The sequence below is a fragment of the Marinobacter sp. es.048 genome (assembly GCF_900188435.1).
In the GTDB taxonomy this organism is placed as follows: domain Bacteria; phylum Pseudomonadota; class Gammaproteobacteria; order Pseudomonadales; family Oleiphilaceae; genus Marinobacter.
In genome coordinates this window covers 1,438,388-1,454,405 of the sequence record NZ_FYFA01000001.1, presented here as the reverse complement: position 1 = coordinate 1,454,405, position 16,018 = coordinate 1,438,388, and the positions used below count along the sequence as shown (strand labels likewise).

Here is a 16,018-nt window from a genome sequence, read left to right as displayed (position 1 = left end):
CAGATGACCAAAGAAAGCCGCCGCCGCTGAGTCAGCCGCTGGATTGGATTAGTCATAGCTGAACCGCTCCGAGAGAATCCGGTGAGCGGGTGTACCCCGCTTGATCAGGTGATCTTCAACAACATCCATCATGACCGCCGGCCCGCACATTACAAACACCCAGTCACGGAACTCCTGCTCTGAAAAGACACGATCCATCAGCGCTCCATCAATGAAGCCGGTCTCTCCCTGCCAGTCCTCTGGCGGCTCTGACAGCACATAGACCACGCCCTCATCACCCAACTCTTCATGATAGGCGATCTGCTCGGCGATCCGGTTGCCGTAGACCACCTTCACCTTGCGCGAATCGCCGGTCAGGCGCATTTGCCGGAGTATGCCCAGCAGCGGCGCGAGGCCAACGCCACCGGCGATGAGCGCGACCCCGGTTTCCTCGCGACCATCGACCGTAAGGTTGCCATAAGGGCCATCCAGATAGGCGACGGTGTCAGGCTTTATCTCGCCAATAGTATGGGTGAAGTCGCCAAGCTCCTTGATCATGAAGGAGACGTTCGGCCCGGCCGCCGGTGCTGCGGAAATGGAGAAAGGATTTTCCTTCATCGAGAAGGGGCTATGCCCCACATTCAGCCAGGCGAACTGCCCGGCCTGGTAATCCAGACCACGGTGACCGTTGGGGGTCACGGTCACTTCCCATTGCTTTGGCGTCAACCGGACGACGGACGTCACGCGCCAGGGGCGAGCCTTCTGCAGCCAGGGAACCACCAGGTACACCATCAGCAGTGACCCAACCGCCACACCCGTCATGACCAACCACACCCAGGTCATCACCGGCTGTGACCCATACCGCCCGGCATACACGGTATGGTGCAACAGAAGTACCGCGATCAGCAGCGCGCCGAGCCCGTGTAACAGGCGCCATGTTTCGTATCGGTAGCCCAGCTGGGTGCGCCCGATGGCCATGACAACAAGGCCGGTAAGCAGTAGCCAGGCGACAATGCCTGTCGCCAAATCGGAAAAATCCGTCGTGAGCGTCAACTGGCGCGTGGGGTCCCATGGGCGCTGCCCTCCTGTCGGCGTCCCCTGGTAAAGAAACGGGTGCAGCAGAGCAAAAGCCAGGGCCGTGCGAGCCATGACCTGGTGAAACCGCATGGTTACATCCATGCCGACGTCATTTGAAATGGCCCTGAAACGTCCGGACAGGATGAATTCCACGAGGATCATCGAGAAGGCAAGAATGCCAAGGCCGGAGGCCAGTTCCTGGTGGAACTGGCGTGGCGCGCCTCCGGTCCAGGCGGACAGGAGCAACGGTAGGGTGACAGCGGCAAGGTAAGCAACGATCAGAAGGAGCGGTTTCATCTGGCTAGTCTGTTTCCCTTCCTTTGATCATGCAAGATACCCCTAATGATAGCCAATACTGTCAACTTGTGGAGCCCCCGAGCTCCTCCGAAAATAAAACTGTCCCGCTTTCCGCAATGCATGAGCGGCAATTGCAAAGTGAAATTCAAAAAGAGAACCTAGACAAAACAGTTCGCTGTGCCTGAGGGCGAGACCAATCAAAGCACAATGGTTACCTCCAACTCATCGCCTAAGGAGTTTTGTAAAGCCCATGCCCGAATCGACCCCACTTCAAACCCTGCTGGACACACTTCCCCAATGCGGCCGCGTTGAGTGGATTGGAATCCGCCCTGCACGCGGTGAGCCCATGCAAGTGCTCGAGAGGGTGATGGTCACCCCGGGCAAAGGGCTGGACGGAGATCGATTCAAGGGCCGCGACACCAGCAAACGGCAGGTGACCCTGATCCAGAAAGAACACCTGCATGCCATTGCCTCGTGCCTGGTCCGGGATGCTATTGAACCCGAGGTTTTCCGGCGCAACATCGTCGTCTCTGGCCTGAACCTGCTGGCCCTGAAAGGCAAAAGGTTCCAGATCGGTGGTGTGGTGCTGGAATACACGGGCCTGTGCCACCCCTGCAGCAAGATGGAGACTGCCCTCGGGCCGGGTGGGTACAACGCGATGCGTGGGCATGGAGGCATTACGACGCGGGTGGTTGAAGGGGGCGAGCTGGCTCCTGGTGACAAAGTGCAGGCATTGCTATAACCCCAGCCCTGAGTCATCAGCGCGCCTGGCCATCGTGACCGGGAACCAGCAAAACGTTCACGCCCCGCCCGGTAATTGCCTCGGCGGCGGCCTCTGTGCATGGTTATGACGAACGCTTTCAGAAAATAGGCCTATTCCGATTCTGAGCGGTCACGACCGGCCAGTCATAAGCCATAACAACAAGCCAGCAACCCCGAAAAGAAGCACTGCAAAATGGACAGCCAGGTTCTTCCGGATATCTGGGGCGGGCTTAGCGGTGAAACTGAAATAATCCTCACCAAACAGCCCAACACCGCAGCGCTCACAGTAGTTTTTCGAGTAAGAAACCCTGAGCTCAGATGGCTCAAACCTTTTCCGACAGCTGTAACAACTGGGCTTAATCACTTCGGGCTCCGATTTGTCTGATGGTTGAAATAATCGGGTCAAATGGCAGGAAATCAAGCGGCAAGCCAAACCCCTGACTGAAGAATGAGGCGACCCGATGATCACCGGCATTGGCTGGGTGTCTGAACTGATCGGCATTGCCGGTGGCGAGGATATTTTCCCGGAACGGGCCGCCGAGCCGAGCGCCCAGGTTGCGCCGATATACCTGCAGTGGCAAACAACCACCTGTACGAGATCAAGTCACCGCTGATTCTTCAGCCTGGACCAGCTGCGCTGACGGATGGGTTGGATGCGTTGTGTGGGATTATTGACCGGGTGTGACCTAACAAAAACAGGACACCATCATCCTAGCCTGCTTTAGCTTTAAGCCATAGTAGAGGAGGGGGAAATAAATCTGTCCCGGTTTTGCCGCTTTCCCCGAATCCAGGCGTAACCGGAGAAATGCTGACTTCGAGCAGCACTATCGACTGACCTGTAAGTGTTCACTAACCCGAACCGTCGCCTAACGTGTGCCCTCTGACGGTCTCGTTGTTGTTGATCCGGTGCATTCCAGCCCCCCAGTTGTAGGCTCCGGCACCCCAAAGTGGCGAAAAAATCTGGCGGCCATCGTCCGCGAGTTTCCCACTGCCGTCACTGCCATGACAAATGGCGCATTGATTCTGGTACACCTCCTCACCACAGTATCAGAAGTGAGAAACCAAACAGTCCACGCGTAAAACGGCAACGACCATGCATCGGGATGCCTCCTGGCAAAAAATATACCCCTGTCTCCCAGCTTAGCGCCATCTAGCTGGACACACACTAAAATCATAGTCCCGTGCGTCACTTTCTGATACCACTAATCCATCCAGCGTAATCCGGGACGGAATACCGCACCACCACGTGACCATCCACCTGCCATAGCCCCTCCAGAGTCTGGATGACTGAAACCGCTACACTAAACGGTAGCATCCGAGTGCGGGCGCTCCAAGATTGCCGATAACCCAACAAGGAGACACCATGTCGTACACCAGCCGATATACACCCGAAACCCTGAGCCGTGATGAGCTGGGCCAGAGCACGGGCCCAATGGTGATCGAATTCGGCACCAACTGGTGCGGGATCTGCCAGGGTGCTCAGGCGGACATCAAGGCGGCAATGGACAATCACCCAGACGTTCCGAATGTGAAGGTTGAGGATGGCAAAGGCCGCAGATTGGGACGGACGTTTGGCGTTAAGCTCTGGCCGACCCTGATTTTTTTGAAGGATGGTGAAGAAATAACGCGGGTCGTCCGCCCACAAGACAGCAGCGACATCGAAGATGCACTGCTAAAAATTCACTAAGTCCGGAGCCGACTATTGCAGGCTTGGCAGGAACAATACGGAAACTGGAAAATAAATCTGTCCCGGTTTTCAGAAATAGAATGAACTGATCGATCGCCGAAGCGCAGCGAAGGTCAGCAGCACAAAAGGGAAGAACTCATGAGCAAAAAAATCGATCTCTACAATAGCTCGTACAGCAATTACTCGCTGGAAACCTACAGCAAGATCCGGCTGGAAACATATGGCGAGGACTATGGGCAAACCAGTTGGGTTTCGACTGAGGAATCTCACGAGATACCTGAGTTACTGCAGCTGACATCCGATTCATCGGTCCTGGACATAGGGTGTGGATCTGGCGGGTACGCTGTCGGCCTGGCAAGGCGTATAGGCTGTCGGGTTGTAGGGTTCGAGATAAATGCGTCGGGCGTGAAAACAGCTAATGCTCTGGCCGATAGTGAGAAGGTCACCGACCTGGTGAAATTTGAACAACACGATGCGTCTAAAGAATTGCCCTATGAAGATAATTCGTTTGACGCCATCTATTCCACGGATGTCCTGTGTCATGTCCCTCTTCGGAGAGAAGTTCTCTCCAACACAAAAAGGTTGCTCAAACCCGGTGGGAAATTCGTTTTTAGTGACGCTTTAGTTATTGGGGGACTGATTTCATATGAAGAGCTTGAGAATCGATGCCCAGACGGTATGTATTTTTTTAGCCCCCCTGGTATCAATGAGCAATTAATACAGGAATCCGGTCTCACGCTGCTTGAAGCTCGTGATACCACAGAGAATTGTGCTCTGTTGTCCAAACGTTGGCACGATGCGCGCGAAAAACGAAAAGACGCACTCATCGCCTGTGAAGGTAAGGAAAATTTCCTGGGGGTGCAGCGATTTTTGGCCGGCGTTCACAGGTTAACGAGCGAGAGGCGTTTGTTGCGTTTTTTGTATACGTGTTCGAAATAGAGAAAACCTCTAAACGCCGTCCCTTACAGATACCGGTATAGTGCGTATTATCGCGGAAGCTGAAACTTACATTCACTATTAGCCCGCTTAACAGGCAATAGAGGATCCAGGTATGGACAGGGACTTGACCCAGTGGGATCAGAATTTCCGGCGTGGACTGCTCGGCACAGCGTTGGTCTTTGGTCTGCTGGATTACTGGTTTTCCGGGCACAACATCTGGTTTCGGGCCGGCTTTGTCATCACGGTTGCGGGCATGGTCGGGTATTTCACCAATTTTCTCGCCATCAAGATGCTGTTCCAGCCCAAGCATGGGCAGGTGCTCGGGTGGCAGGGACTGGTTCCGAAAAACAAGGATCGGATCGCACGCAGCCTTGCCGAGAGCGTCCAGGAACAACTGTTGTCGCCTGACATCATTCTGGCCTATATCCGCGAACGCAAACTGATTGAAAGCGGCGCGGAGAACCTGGCCGAGTGGGTGGACGAACACCTGCAAGACCCGGACGTACGCAAACGCATCACGGGTTTTCTTGTGAATGTGATGCGTGATCGTGGCCCGGAAGCGCTCAACCATTCGCTCGATCTGGCCGAATCTGCTCTCCAGGACCTGGCGCGAGACCCGGAGCACATTGAGCTGTGGTGGAACCGACTGCGTACCTCGATGGACCAGTTCCTGCAGTCACAGTCCAACCGGGAGTGGTTGGCTGACCGGGTGCGACACTGGTTCCAGCAGGAAATCCCGACTATCGCGGGCTGGCTGAACCGAGCCCTGGACGACTATCTTCGCCATAGGCGGCGCGTGGGTAGCCTGGGACTGGGACTGAAGAACATCCTCTCCTTCGACCAGCAGGCCATAGAGCAAGTGCTGGAGAGTTTCGTCAGTGATCCACAAGTCTCCGACGACTTCATGAAGATGCTGGATGCCGTTGTTGATGAAATCCAGCGCGAAATGGAAAGCCCAGAAACCCAGCAACGGATCCAGCAACGGCTGGAAAACTGGGTGGGATCACTGGGCACAACCGTGCGAGAACGACTACTGCCGGCACTGATCGAACGCACTGATCAGTATCTCAGTGATGAGTCGAACTGGGCGCGGATCGAGGAATCACTCGTCGCCGCCATCCAGTGGCTCAAGCGACAGGGCATGAAAGCGCTGCACTCCGAACGCGGGCAAGACTGGGCTACCCGGGCGATTGAGCTGGCCGTCAAACGCCTTAACGTGACCAATGTGGTGGAGCAGCAAGTCCGCCGCCTGGACACCGACGAGCTGGAAAAGATGGTACTGGACAACACCGGTGGTAATCTGACGATCATCCAGATTCTGGGCGGGTGCCTGGGCCTGATGCTGGGCACGGTGCAGGTACATCTGGCCTTTGCGCTCCCCCTTGCCCTGTTGGTGCTGGCAGCATGGGTGGCCTGGCGACTCAACGAGCGAAAAACGTAGCCACGGCTCGAATGGGAAACCACAGGCCGAATTGATAAAGACGGAAAAATAAATCTGTCCCGGTTTTCCCCATGACCATGCTGCACCATTTCTGCTACCTCGAAAATACTGGTGCTATCCTGCAGTTTCATCAGCTCTATGAGGCAGCCATGACGAAGCCAAAACGAATCTACCTCGCCGGCCCGGAAGTATTCTTCCCCGCCGCTGAACATCAGGCCATCGTGGCCGAGAAAAAACGCCTGCTTCAGGAATACGGACTGGAGGGCATAGACCCGCTGGATACTGAACTGGCACTGTCCGCCAACGAGGCGAAATTCAGGCGCGGGCATCGGATCTACCGGGCCAACCGGGAACTGATGGACAGCTGCCAGGCCATCATTGCCAACCTGACCCCCTTCCGCGGCATCAGTGCGGACCCGGGCACCGTCTTTGAGGTGGGTTATATGATCGGACAGGGTAAACCCGCCTTCGGGTTTACCCTCGAAAGCCGATATTACCGGGAACGAGCAGGCGCCACAGACCTGGACGAACTGGGCCATACCATTGAGGACTTTGAAATGAGCGACAACCTGATGATCGAGGGCGGAATCTACAGTTCCGGTGGCCAGCTCTTCGTGGCAGAGCAGCCCGGCGAACACCGGTACTTTTCGGCCGAGCTGTTCCGCCGTTGCGTGACGGCGATCAGAAAATAAATCTGTCCCGGTTCTTTAAACCGCCAGTTCAATAATCTCACCCACCACGCCGTCTTCGCTCACCTGCAGCCGTCCCACCGTGATCGGCAGAGTAAAGCGTCGTGGTCCGGCGCCACCTGGGTTGAAGTAAAGCACATCGCCAATCCACTCATTACGAGGCTTGTGGGAATGGCCGGCAATGACCACGCGGTAACGGTCTTGCGGATCAACGTCGAGGGTTTTGACGTCGTGGAGCATGTGGAAGGCGTGGCCGAGAAATTCCAGGTCCTGAACGTCGGGAAGGGTCGCTGCGCGGCCTGTCTTATCGATATTGCCACGAATCGCAACTACCGGGGCGATCGCCTCCAGCGCTTCCAGAACTTCGTCCCGCCCCACGTCACCGGCATGCAGGATCACATCCGAGCCTTTCAATACATCCAGGGCTTCGGGACGCATTTTGCTGTGGGTGTCTGCGATCACTCCGATTTGCATGCTTACGCCTGTTTAATCGCGGGTGTTGCTTTGATTGGTGCGCACCTCGCGACTGCGCATCGGCATGGCATCGATACGGCGGAAAATGGCGTCGAGGTTGAGGCTGGATTCGCGGCTTTTGATGCCGCCGTCTTTTCCGATCAGCAGCATTGCCAAAAACCTTCGGCCATTGTTCAAATCAGATCCTCCGCAACGCATCATCAAAGTCCATTTTACGAAACGTTTGACGCAACGTGTCGCTGGCCAGTCGCGCCTCCCATTGCCTGCGCTGTTCCAGCATCGATTCGTCGGCAGGCACGGAATCGAGAACGGGCAATGCATAACCCCGGAGCAGTTCACTCCGGCATTCGATGACAAGATCGAACGACGCCGCAGTACCGGACTCAGAGTAGGCAAAGCAGTGCTGGACATTGCGCCTGGCGCTTTCCCGTTCAACCGGTGAGATCGTGACCTCGCGCGCGTCCGCGTCGTTGTCGGGAACCAGTAAAACGTTCACGCCCCGCCCGGAAATGGCCTCGGCGGTCCCCTGCGCGTCGTGTGGAACGTGGACATTCTTGTGGTTTGGCCAGATGTCGAACATGCCATAGTCGGCACAGGGGGCCTCTCGCTGAAACGTAAAGAAATCCGGGTAGGCATAAAACTCTGGCCCGCGCTCCCGAAAACGGTCATAGAACGCCGTGACGTAGGCCATGATGAGGTTCATCGCACCAATGCCCTCAAACCGACGAGGGACAAGGATGCCAAGGCGATCCGTATCCTGAAACGACGAAAACAAGTCCGCGTGCGGAATGGCCTCGCCATCCTGGGTGATTTTGAAATCCCTGCCTCGCAGGCTGCTGCTATGCATAGTTATGTCGAACGCTTTTTAAGGAATAGGCCTGACCCGGTTTTCGCCTTCACCGTAAAAACCGGGCCAGGAAATCCAGCTGGTCTTCAATGGACTGATCCAGAGCTTCGCCCCAATAGACATCAAAATGGCCGACCGGATAGTGCTTCACTTCCGCGTTCGGCATTCTCCCGGCCGCTTTGGCCGCAGCACTCGCCGGGGCGACGGTATCGTGGTCACAAATTAACACCAGTGCCGGACAGGCGACTTTACTGGCCAAACGGATGGGCCGGAAAAGAGGAATGGCATAACTCACACCCGCTGCGACGTAATTCGACGCGTTATCGGCCAGCAAGGGAACATACCCCTCCTGGCAGTCCTCAGCCGTCATCATGCCCAACTCGCCGGGGCGGCCGGCCGAAGCAATATACCGGGGAGACATCCCCAGCCCGCGACGAAGCCAGTCAACCGTTCCGTGCCAGGTCAGGCGCATCGCCTGCATGAGACCGGCATAACCGACAACCCCCAGCAAAGACGCCAAGCCATCCATCATCGGGCATTGAGAGATGGTGCAATGCACGTTTCCATCCTTTGCCGCAGCCGCAACCACCAGCCCGCCAGAAAACGACGTTCCCCACAGGCAAATGCGGCTGCCTTCGATACGATCGAGCTGCCGCACAAAATCCAGTGCCGCCAGCCAATCCGCCACTTCCTTCCGAGGGCTCAGCGTCTGCCGTGGCTGGCCGTCACTGTCACCGAAATGGCGGTAGTCAAAGGCAAAGACCGCATAACCCGCATTGCAGAAAGCTTCTTTGAACGGTGCCAGACCGCTGGCATGAGTCAGCCCAAAACCATGGGCCATGACGACACACGGTAAACCTTTACTGCCGGCATCCGGCGTGTAAAGAACACCGCGACAGGTTGTACCATCGCTCTGAAATTCCAGGGGCGTTTTGATCATTGTTTGGCTCGCATGCTTGCAGGTCGAGAGTCTCAGGATAGCTCATTGCTTCAAGATCTAACCGGAAGTTCAATAATCTCACCAACCACACCGCCTTCACTCACCTGCAACCGCCCCACCGTGATCGGCAGCGTAAATCGCCGGGGCCAGGCAGATAAGCGTTGCTATAGTGAAACAAGTCCGCCTTTCTCCCATAGTGGCGAGATCCAGTGCAAACGTACAACCCATGGCAGGAGCTTCCCATGCCCACTTACACCGTCACGGTCGCTAATCTGTCTCTGTCGCCGCAGCAGAAATCACAGATCGCCGCGGCCATAACAGCGGCCCACAACGCTCAAACCGGCGCTCCCCGGTTCTTTGCCCAGGTGTTGTTTCATGCGGCCAATGAGGGCGAGCACTTTGTAGGAGGCAGAGTGAACACAGCGCCTCAGGTGTATGTGCACGGCCTGGTGGGGGAGGGCAGAAGCATCGAGATCAAACAGGCCCTGATGAGCCAGATGCTCGAAGAAATTGCCCAAATCGTGGGCATCTCAGATGAAGATGTCTGGATCTATCTGCAGGACATGCCTGCGGCTCAGATGATCGAGTTTGGGCGGTTTTTGCCAGCGCCGGGAGAGGAAGCTGAGTGGAAAAAGGGAATGTCTCCGGAAAAGCGGGCCAGCTTACCCAAATAACCGAAGTAATGGATCTGAAACGGTTTTCCGGTCGCGGTTTTCCGCGGTTCCGGCTTTACTGCTAGTATTCAGAACCACCATCTGAGACAAGGACAGCTCAAGCACGATGAACAGCAACTACAAAATCGCTCTTCTCATCGACTGTGACAACGTCAGTCACCAATCCATCGAAGGGGTACTCCAGGAGCTCGCCAAATACGGAGCTGTGAACGTGCGCCATGCCCACGGAAACTGGAACGGTCCGCAACTGGGTGGCTGGATCGAAAAGCTCCACGCCAACGCCATCCGGCCGGTTCAACAGTTCGCCTATACCACCGGCAAGAACGCGACCGATGCCTCAATGATCATTGACGCCATGGACTTACTCTACAGCGGGAACGTCAATGCCTTCGCCCTCATGACCAGCGATTCCGACTTTACGCCATTGGTAATGCGAATTCTCGAGGCCGGCCTACCTGTCTTTGGTTTCGGCGAGCGCAAAACACCTATGCCCTTCGTGAACGCCTGCTCGCAGTTCATCTACACGGAGAACCTGCGCGAAGAAGCTGAGGAGCCCGATAACGCCGACAACGGCGGCACGCCAAAACCAACGGTCGAAACCAAGTGGGGGCGAAACAAACTGAGGGGCGACACCGTGCTGGTCCGGACTCTACGAACTGCGGTGGAACAGACTGCTGACGACGATGGCTGGGCCCATCTCGGCAAGGTTGGCCAGTACATTTCCAATAACAGCTCTTTCTCCCCCGTGAACTACGGGTACAAGAAGCTAAGCGATCTTGTCCGGGCCAGTGAGCTCTTCGAGATGAGTGTGCGGGATAAGAACGTTTTCTATATCAAAAGCCCCAACAAATAGGTCTGTTTGCTTTGTGCTTTGTGCTTTGTGCTTTGTGCTATGTGACTTCACCCCTTCGCAATACTGAAGGTAAGAACTAAGCTTGAGTGCGTCGGCACAAGGACATTAGTTTTGCTCATTCCCTAAATCCCGTAACTCTAAAATCGTTTCCGGTAATTTCAGAAGATATTTGATCGATGAACTGATAAATTGATTTGTTAATAAACTCTGATATTAACCAACTAGAATCCTTGCTCAAATGCTTATCTAGAACCTGAGGATTATATCGAGAAAGCTCGCTGAGGCGGTGCATAGCCGCATAAGTTAAAGTAAGCGTACTTTTGTCGACGATGTCGTTTTTTAGATCTTTACGCTTAACATACCACAAAGAATTGGGGCTATAGATATATCTAAGCTCCTTCCGACGAGCTCTATGATAATCATGTAGCTTCTGCAAACTTTCCTCTGTAGGAACCCCTCTCGGCGCGTCCCAATCGAAGCACTTATTCCTCCTCATCGTATATTGGCTACTGTTTTCGTAAAGATTATCGAGACTATACCCGATGAGCCTCCCGAGGGTACGTTTTGAAGAGTGCTCCTCTTCAAGCTTTATCTCTAGCCACGCCTTCTTACGAGATTTATCGAAAACAAAACGTGGCTCAAGGACCGGAATAAAAAGCTCTGCCATGTTTCCATAGGTAAGCGTAAACGCGCGATGGATGTATGCAAGATTGTAAAAAATCTGTTTTAAGGTGAACTCTTCGCCACCTGGAGGAGTTCTTTCTCCAAGATAGTCTCCTAACGCAGCGCCCACTCCCCGAGGCTGAAACTTAACGACCTCGTTGAGAATATTTATATGCCCATTAAGCCTTTTTCCTGTTACTCCATGTGACAGGTCGTAACCCCAAGACTTGGATTCTAGCAGTGCTTTCGTCGCGTTCAAAAAACAATAATAGGCTGTCAGCGGTTTAGAGACTAGAGAAAGGGATGTTGTCGCCTCATAGAAGTTTCGAGCTTGTTGCCAAAAAAATAGTGCTTCATTCTGACCCACTGACTTCAGGTAAATTTCAACATATTGCCAAGTAGAGTCTGTCAGAACAGTTCTACTAAAAATATCAGCCGAAACTTTAGGCTTACGAATGGTAAGCTCCTTGCCTCTAACACAGACAGATGAACGACTATCATTACGACTAAAATCGCGGCGAATAGCCTTCAAGGCTTGTTTTTGTTCAGCTAACTCTCTTTCTAACTTTTCGACCTTTCTTTTCGTCAAAACATAGCTCACATGATTGGTAACAAATGTAATGCCTGCATTTTCAGCTTTCTCGAGGTGAAATCAAGTATATGACTGAAAAAAAACGACCGTTATATGCTAAACCCCTTTGCCAGCCTACTAATTGCATCCAAAAGAAGCTCGGATCTCGCTTCCAGGAATTCCTCATAATTTAAACTGGAATAATCCGTGGTGCTTGGCGATGGAAGGAAATTCGATTCAAAAACTGCCTCGGCATTTTCTCCAAGCTCTCTCGCAAGCTTTGGGAGGTATTCATTTGGATGATCATCACTGACCGAATTATTTTCTGATGCGGCTAACATACAAAAGTTCGCTAAGCTATTGTGCTCGCCTGGCGCCTTTATTCGTTTCAAGTGTGCTCGGGGGTAAATATGGTGAAATTGCTTTTTATTGTAATTAGAAAGGGCAATCTCAGGATCAATTATAGCTCCATTGGTTATGTTTTTAGGGGATTTAAGAGCTAAAACAATAATCAATGCTCTTGATCTAGAGTTGTTACTCCTAAAGCTCAGATTCTTGAAGCTGCTTGTAGAAGGAATGCTCCCAAAAGATTTTCTCGGTTCTTCTCCATTCACTACAAATGCGTCTATTGCTTCTAGATCTTGAGACACAAAAGATTCAGAAGCTCCTCTATATCTCTCAGAAAAGGAGCTCAACCAGAACCACTGTCGCACTCTACGAACATCTTCAAGACTTAACGATTTTCGTTTCGAATAAATATATGAAAGAATAATCGCTATTGCTTCGTAAGGCAAAAAGTCCCAACTATATATTTTAAAATCAGTTTTTAGTAAATCCACAGTCTTCAGCAAAGCTGATTTAGCAATCTCAACTAAATCATCCATCTCCTCTTTAGACAGATTTCTCAGAGATAGAACTTGCTCTTTTTTTATACCCTTATGCTTTATCGCCGACAAGCATTTGAGAACTGTATTACCATCTATGTCATCAAAACCCTTTGGCTTCAGAGATGCGGCTATTTTTTGAGCTTCGTCATTTAGATCAAAATTTTCAGTCCAAGTCGCAGCAACCATTAAATCGTATGTGGACAACCTAGTACCCGAACTATTTATTCTTTCAAATATCGGGCAAACCTCTTCAACTGTAAGCTCTTTCAATGTAACAACTGGTATTCTGTAATTTGTTATTACATCGATCAGCCCATCAAGCCGCCTCTGAAGCTCCTCTGCATTCGGATAGCTTACCAAACCGGATCGAAAATTCAGGAGCTTGGTAGTATTGTATATTATCCGTAACGGGAATTGCGTCTGATTGAATTCGCCCGGCGCTTCCAAAAAACTCTGCTCATTTAAATCGTATACCGCATCAAACCCATCTTTTCCTTCAGCTGCTCCTAAAGCAGAGTATATAACCGTTAGCCTTTGCTGCCCGTCAAGCACATAGTCCGTAGGTGACATATCATCAGTTTCCGGGAGCTTAAAAGATCCGATATTTCGCTCGACGGCTAGCGAATTTTTCGTTCTCCACAATAGCAAACTTCCGACCGGATAATTGCTTGATATTGAATCAAGCAACTTTAAAGCTTGCTCTTCCTTCCACACAAATTGCCTTTGAAACTGAGGCACCTTAATTTGCCCCGAGTTAATATCGGCGATAAGATCTTTAAGAAAAGGAGTTCCAGTCTCCAACCTGCTAGCTATGTTTCCAGTCATGCTAATCCTTGATTTTAATTTCCGCGATACTTAAAAATAAAAAATATTTTTAAAATTCTTTACTTTGACAAGACATGCTATAAATAAAGCTCTAATATCGATACTCCTAAACAGAAGCTCTCATGTTGAACCACCACTAGCTATGCGAAATGCAGATTCCTTTGGAGCGTCACTAATTCCGAAGCCTCCGTTTTGAAATCATGAGTCACCGACATTCCCTCGACATGTCGCCCTTCTTACTTTCGAATAATTTCCTCCGTGCGTGCGCTGAAGCATTGCCGACAAACCGGTCAGCCTCAATGACTACAATTATCTTTTGAAACTTCGAATCCTTAACCTGCTTTAGCACGTGCGTTTGAACCACTGGGAACTCAGGATAGCTAAAAGTAGCGCCAAGGGTATGAGGTACCAGAATGGCAAAAGAGGCTCAATCAGTACTGAAGGATCCATCGCCCGTCATCCTTAACAATTGGTGCTTCCGTAGTGTTTAGCTACCTAAGGTAGACCATCCCTCCGCATCCTGTATGCTCCCTTTACAAAAATATATAAATCTTAAGCCACAAAAAAGCTGCCTGGCATTACCACGCAGCTTTTTGTTTTCCCGATACTTTCGAGTAGGCCTGCCCATTACCGAGCAATTTGGGGACCCGCCAATGTGAGCGCTAGTCTTGCCCGTCCCGCTTGTGCCGCATTACGGCATAAGGGGCCACGGCGGCAGCCGCGCCAGCCGTCAGAAAGCATTTCATTTGCACGCCATCACTCAGCGCTTCATGTCTAGCGTTGCCAAAAGCTGCGACTGAGATCGGGAGCCGGCCGTCAGTCAGATTCTGTTGGTTTATCAGTTTGATAGTTTTTTTCTCCGCAGCTCATTTGAATCCCAGAATTCGATGTCTTCACGCATTTTCAGCAACCTGATCAGGCCAAGCTCCACCAACGCCTTCCGCTCCATCACGTCCAGAGAGGCATGCCCCCGGTCGGCGATGTCGACCTTTCTGATGATCCGCAGGTTGGATTTGGTGATACTGGAGCCTCCTTTTCAGGGGATTGCGAAGCCCGAGAAACAATTGTTTTAAATTTGATTAAAAAAAGCCGCCCGGTTTCCCAAGCGACTTTCTCGCTATCTTTTGCTAGTTTCCAAACAGGGATCAGGCAGCCGCCATAAACGCTCCTACAAGCGCCAGTAAACCACCAATACCACGACTGAATCGGCTATCAGCTTTCAGCATCAAGCTACCCAGCCCACGGCCAACCAGAGTGATCGCAAGCGTAGCGATTGAGAAACCGGCCAGGTAAGCGGCGAGTGTCGCACCTGCAGGCATTTCCGCCCCATGTGCAAAACCGTGAAACAGCATAAACGCGCCAACCAGAGTGCCACCCACAGCCGTCGGCAGTTTTGCAAGAGTGACAATCAGGATACCGGCGACCAGTACGGAGAAGGTAATCCCTGTTTCCACGCCCGGCAGACTCAGGCCGCCCCAGGCGAGGGTGGCGCCGAGAATCATGCCGCCGATCACGAAGGCCGGGGTGGCGTTTTTCATGTGCTTGCTCTGGCGCACACTCCAGAAGCCGATGGCGGCCATGGCCAGCAGGTGGTCCAGGCCCAGCATGGGGTGCAGCAGGCCGCTGGTGAAGCCGCCTTCGGCGTGGCCGGAGTGGGCCATGGCAGTGGCGGAGGCAGTCAGCAGGGCGGCAACGGTGAGGAGGTTGGCTGTGAGTTTCATGGTTTTCTCCTGATGGTTCTCAAGTCGTTCGAAGTCGGTTGGCTCAGGCGGTTTCCGCCAGTTTTTCAGGGCGGCGTTCCGGCAACATGCCCCGCTCCAGAATGAAGCTGATGATCGTCTCCAGCCCTACCCCGTCGTACAGGTTGGTGAACACAAAGGGCCGTTCGCCGCGCATTTTTTTGCTGTCCCGCTCCATCACGTCCAGGGAGGCGTGCACCTGTTCGGCGATGTCGATCTTGTTGATGATCAGCATATCGGATTTGGTGATGCCGGGGCCGCCTTTGCGGGGGATCTTGTCGCCGGCGGAAACGTCGATCACGTACAGGGTGAGGTCGCTCAGTTCCGGGCTGAAGGTGGCGGAAAGGTTGTCGCCGCCGGATTCCACCAGTACCAGTTCCAGGTTCGGGTGGCGGTTTTGCAGGTCGTCGATGGCCGCCAGGTTCATGGAGGCGTCCTCACGGATGGCGGTGTGCGGGCAGCCGCCGGTTTCCACGCCGAGGATGCGGTCTGCGGCCAGGGCTTCGTGGCGCAGGAGGAAGTCGGCGTCTTCCCGGGTGTAGATGTCGTTGGTCACCACGGCGATGTCGTAGTGGTCCCGCAGGGCTTTGCACAACTGGCGCAACAGGGCGGTTTTGCCGGAACCAACCGGGCCACCCACTCCAACTCTCAGACAATGTGTCATGGCAGATCTC

General features: G+C 53.1%; 17 protein-coding genes and 1 pseudogene. 8 read left to right on the top strand and 10 right to left on the bottom strand.

Features of this window, described 5'->3' with window-relative positions; translation table 11 throughout:
- Window positions 1-48: 48 nt before the first annotated feature.
- On the bottom strand, window positions 49-1,353 hold the full coding sequence (locus CFT65_RS06680; RefSeq protein ID WP_088827189.1) for a ferric reductase-like transmembrane domain-containing protein: 1,305 nt from the start codon (window positions 1,351-1,353) through the stop codon (window positions 49-51).
- A 250-nt stretch (window positions 1,354-1,603) separates the two neighbouring features.
- Here CFT65_RS06680 and CFT65_RS06675 point away from each other — a divergent pair, with 250 nt between their 5' ends.
- Both CFT65_RS06675 and CFT65_RS19505 read left to right on the top strand, forming a co-directional pair.
- Complete coding sequence (locus CFT65_RS06675; protein ID WP_172408429.1) at window positions 1,604-2,095, top strand: MOSC domain-containing protein; 492 nt, start codon at window positions 1,604-1,606, stop codon at window positions 2,093-2,095.
- 481 nt (window positions 2,096-2,576) lie between these two features.
- The gene (locus CFT65_RS19505) at window positions 2,577-2,729 is read left to right on the top strand and encodes a hypothetical protein (protein ID WP_228705791.1); all 153 of its coding nucleotides are present in this window, start codon (window positions 2,577-2,579) and stop codon (window positions 2,727-2,729) included.
- Between the two features lie 283 nt (window positions 2,730-3,012).
- Here the strand turns inward: CFT65_RS19505 and CFT65_RS19200 are convergent.
- Window positions 3,013-3,156 (bottom strand): annotated as a pseudogene (locus CFT65_RS19200) (c-type cytochrome); the annotation flags it as partial.
- Window positions 3,157-3,478: 322 nt separating this feature from the next.
- Here CFT65_RS19200 and CFT65_RS06655 point away from each other — a divergent pair.
- The 4 genes from CFT65_RS06655 (at window position 3,479) to CFT65_RS06640 (ending at window position 6,874) form a co-directional block, all read left to right on the top strand.
- Entirely contained in the window at window positions 3,479-3,802 is a 324-nt protein-coding gene (locus tag CFT65_RS06655; RefSeq protein ID WP_088827186.1) for a thioredoxin family protein, read from the top strand.
- Window positions 3,803-3,940: 138 nt separating this feature from the next.
- Window positions 3,941-4,741 (top strand): class I SAM-dependent methyltransferase, encoded by an 801-nt coding sequence (locus CFT65_RS06650; protein ID WP_088827185.1) that lies wholly within the window; start codon window positions 3,941-3,943, stop codon window positions 4,739-4,741.
- Between the two features lie 112 nt (window positions 4,742-4,853).
- Complete coding sequence (locus CFT65_RS06645; RefSeq protein ID WP_088827184.1) at window positions 4,854-6,182, top strand: DUF445 family protein; 1,329 nt, start codon at window positions 4,854-4,856, stop codon at window positions 6,180-6,182.
- 149 nt (window positions 6,183-6,331) lie between these two features.
- Window positions 6,332-6,874 (top strand): nucleoside 2-deoxyribosyltransferase, encoded by a 543-nt coding sequence (locus CFT65_RS06640; RefSeq protein WP_088828174.1) that lies wholly within the window; start codon window positions 6,332-6,334, stop codon window positions 6,872-6,874.
- Between the two features lie 15 nt (window positions 6,875-6,889).
- Here the strand turns inward: CFT65_RS06640 and CFT65_RS06635 are convergent, their stop codons facing one another.
- From CFT65_RS06635 to CFT65_RS06620, 4 genes are read right to left on the bottom strand one after another with little or no spacing between them, the layout of a single operon-like run.
- Complete coding sequence (locus CFT65_RS06635) at window positions 6,890-7,345, bottom strand: metallophosphoesterase family protein (protein ID WP_088827183.1); 456 nt, start codon at window positions 7,343-7,345, stop codon at window positions 6,890-6,892.
- A 12-nt stretch (window positions 7,346-7,357) separates the two neighbouring features.
- A complete protein-coding gene (locus CFT65_RS06630; protein WP_228705789.1) occupies window positions 7,358-7,495 on the bottom strand; it encodes a DUF4174 domain-containing protein in 138 nt (45 codons plus the stop codon).
- Between the two features lie 28 nt (window positions 7,496-7,523).
- A complete protein-coding gene (locus CFT65_RS06625; protein WP_088827182.1) occupies window positions 7,524-8,192 on the bottom strand; it encodes a hypothetical protein in 669 nt (222 codons plus the stop codon).
- 49 nt (window positions 8,193-8,241) lie between these two features.
- Complete coding sequence (locus CFT65_RS06620) at window positions 8,242-9,132, bottom strand: alpha/beta fold hydrolase (protein ID WP_088827181.1); 891 nt, start codon at window positions 9,130-9,132, stop codon at window positions 8,242-8,244.
- A 242-nt stretch (window positions 9,133-9,374) separates the two neighbouring features.
- Here CFT65_RS06620 and CFT65_RS06615 point away from each other — a divergent pair, with 242 nt between their 5' ends.
- Together CFT65_RS06615 and CFT65_RS06610 are read left to right on the top strand one after the other, a co-directional pair.
- A complete protein-coding gene (locus CFT65_RS06615; protein ID WP_088827180.1) occupies window positions 9,375-9,806 on the top strand; it encodes a tautomerase family protein in 432 nt (143 codons plus the stop codon).
- Window positions 9,807-9,912: 106 nt separating this feature from the next.
- Window positions 9,913-10,659, top strand: a complete 747-nt coding sequence (locus CFT65_RS06610) for an NYN domain-containing protein (RefSeq protein ID WP_088827179.1) — start codon at window positions 9,913-9,915, stop codon at window positions 10,657-10,659.
- Between the two features lie 115 nt (window positions 10,660-10,774).
- On the opposite strand, the gene CFT65_RS06605 is transcribed toward CFT65_RS06610, so the two are convergent.
- The 4 genes from CFT65_RS06605 to ureG all read right to left on the bottom strand — a co-directional run bounded on the left by CFT65_RS06605 (window position 10,775) and on the right by ureG (window position 16,008).
- The gene (locus CFT65_RS06605; RefSeq protein ID WP_172408428.1) at window positions 10,775-11,911 is read right to left on the bottom strand and encodes a YaaC family protein; all 1,137 of its coding nucleotides are present in this window, start codon (window positions 11,909-11,911) and stop codon (window positions 10,775-10,777) included.
- Between the two features lie 92 nt (window positions 11,912-12,003).
- Window positions 12,004-13,605 (bottom strand): GmrSD restriction endonuclease domain-containing protein, encoded by a 1,602-nt coding sequence (locus tag CFT65_RS06600; protein WP_088827177.1) that lies wholly within the window; start codon window positions 13,603-13,605, stop codon window positions 12,004-12,006.
- A gap of 1,145 nt (window positions 13,606-14,750) precedes the next feature.
- Window positions 14,751-15,326, bottom strand: a complete 576-nt coding sequence (locus CFT65_RS06595; protein WP_088827176.1) for a HupE/UreJ family protein — start codon at window positions 15,324-15,326, stop codon at window positions 14,751-14,753.
- A gap of 43 nt (window positions 15,327-15,369) precedes the next feature.
- Complete coding sequence (gene ureG, locus CFT65_RS06590; protein ID WP_088827175.1) at window positions 15,370-16,008, bottom strand: urease accessory protein UreG; 639 nt, start codon at window positions 16,006-16,008, stop codon at window positions 15,370-15,372.
- Between the last annotated feature and the right edge of the window lie 10 nt (window positions 16,009-16,018).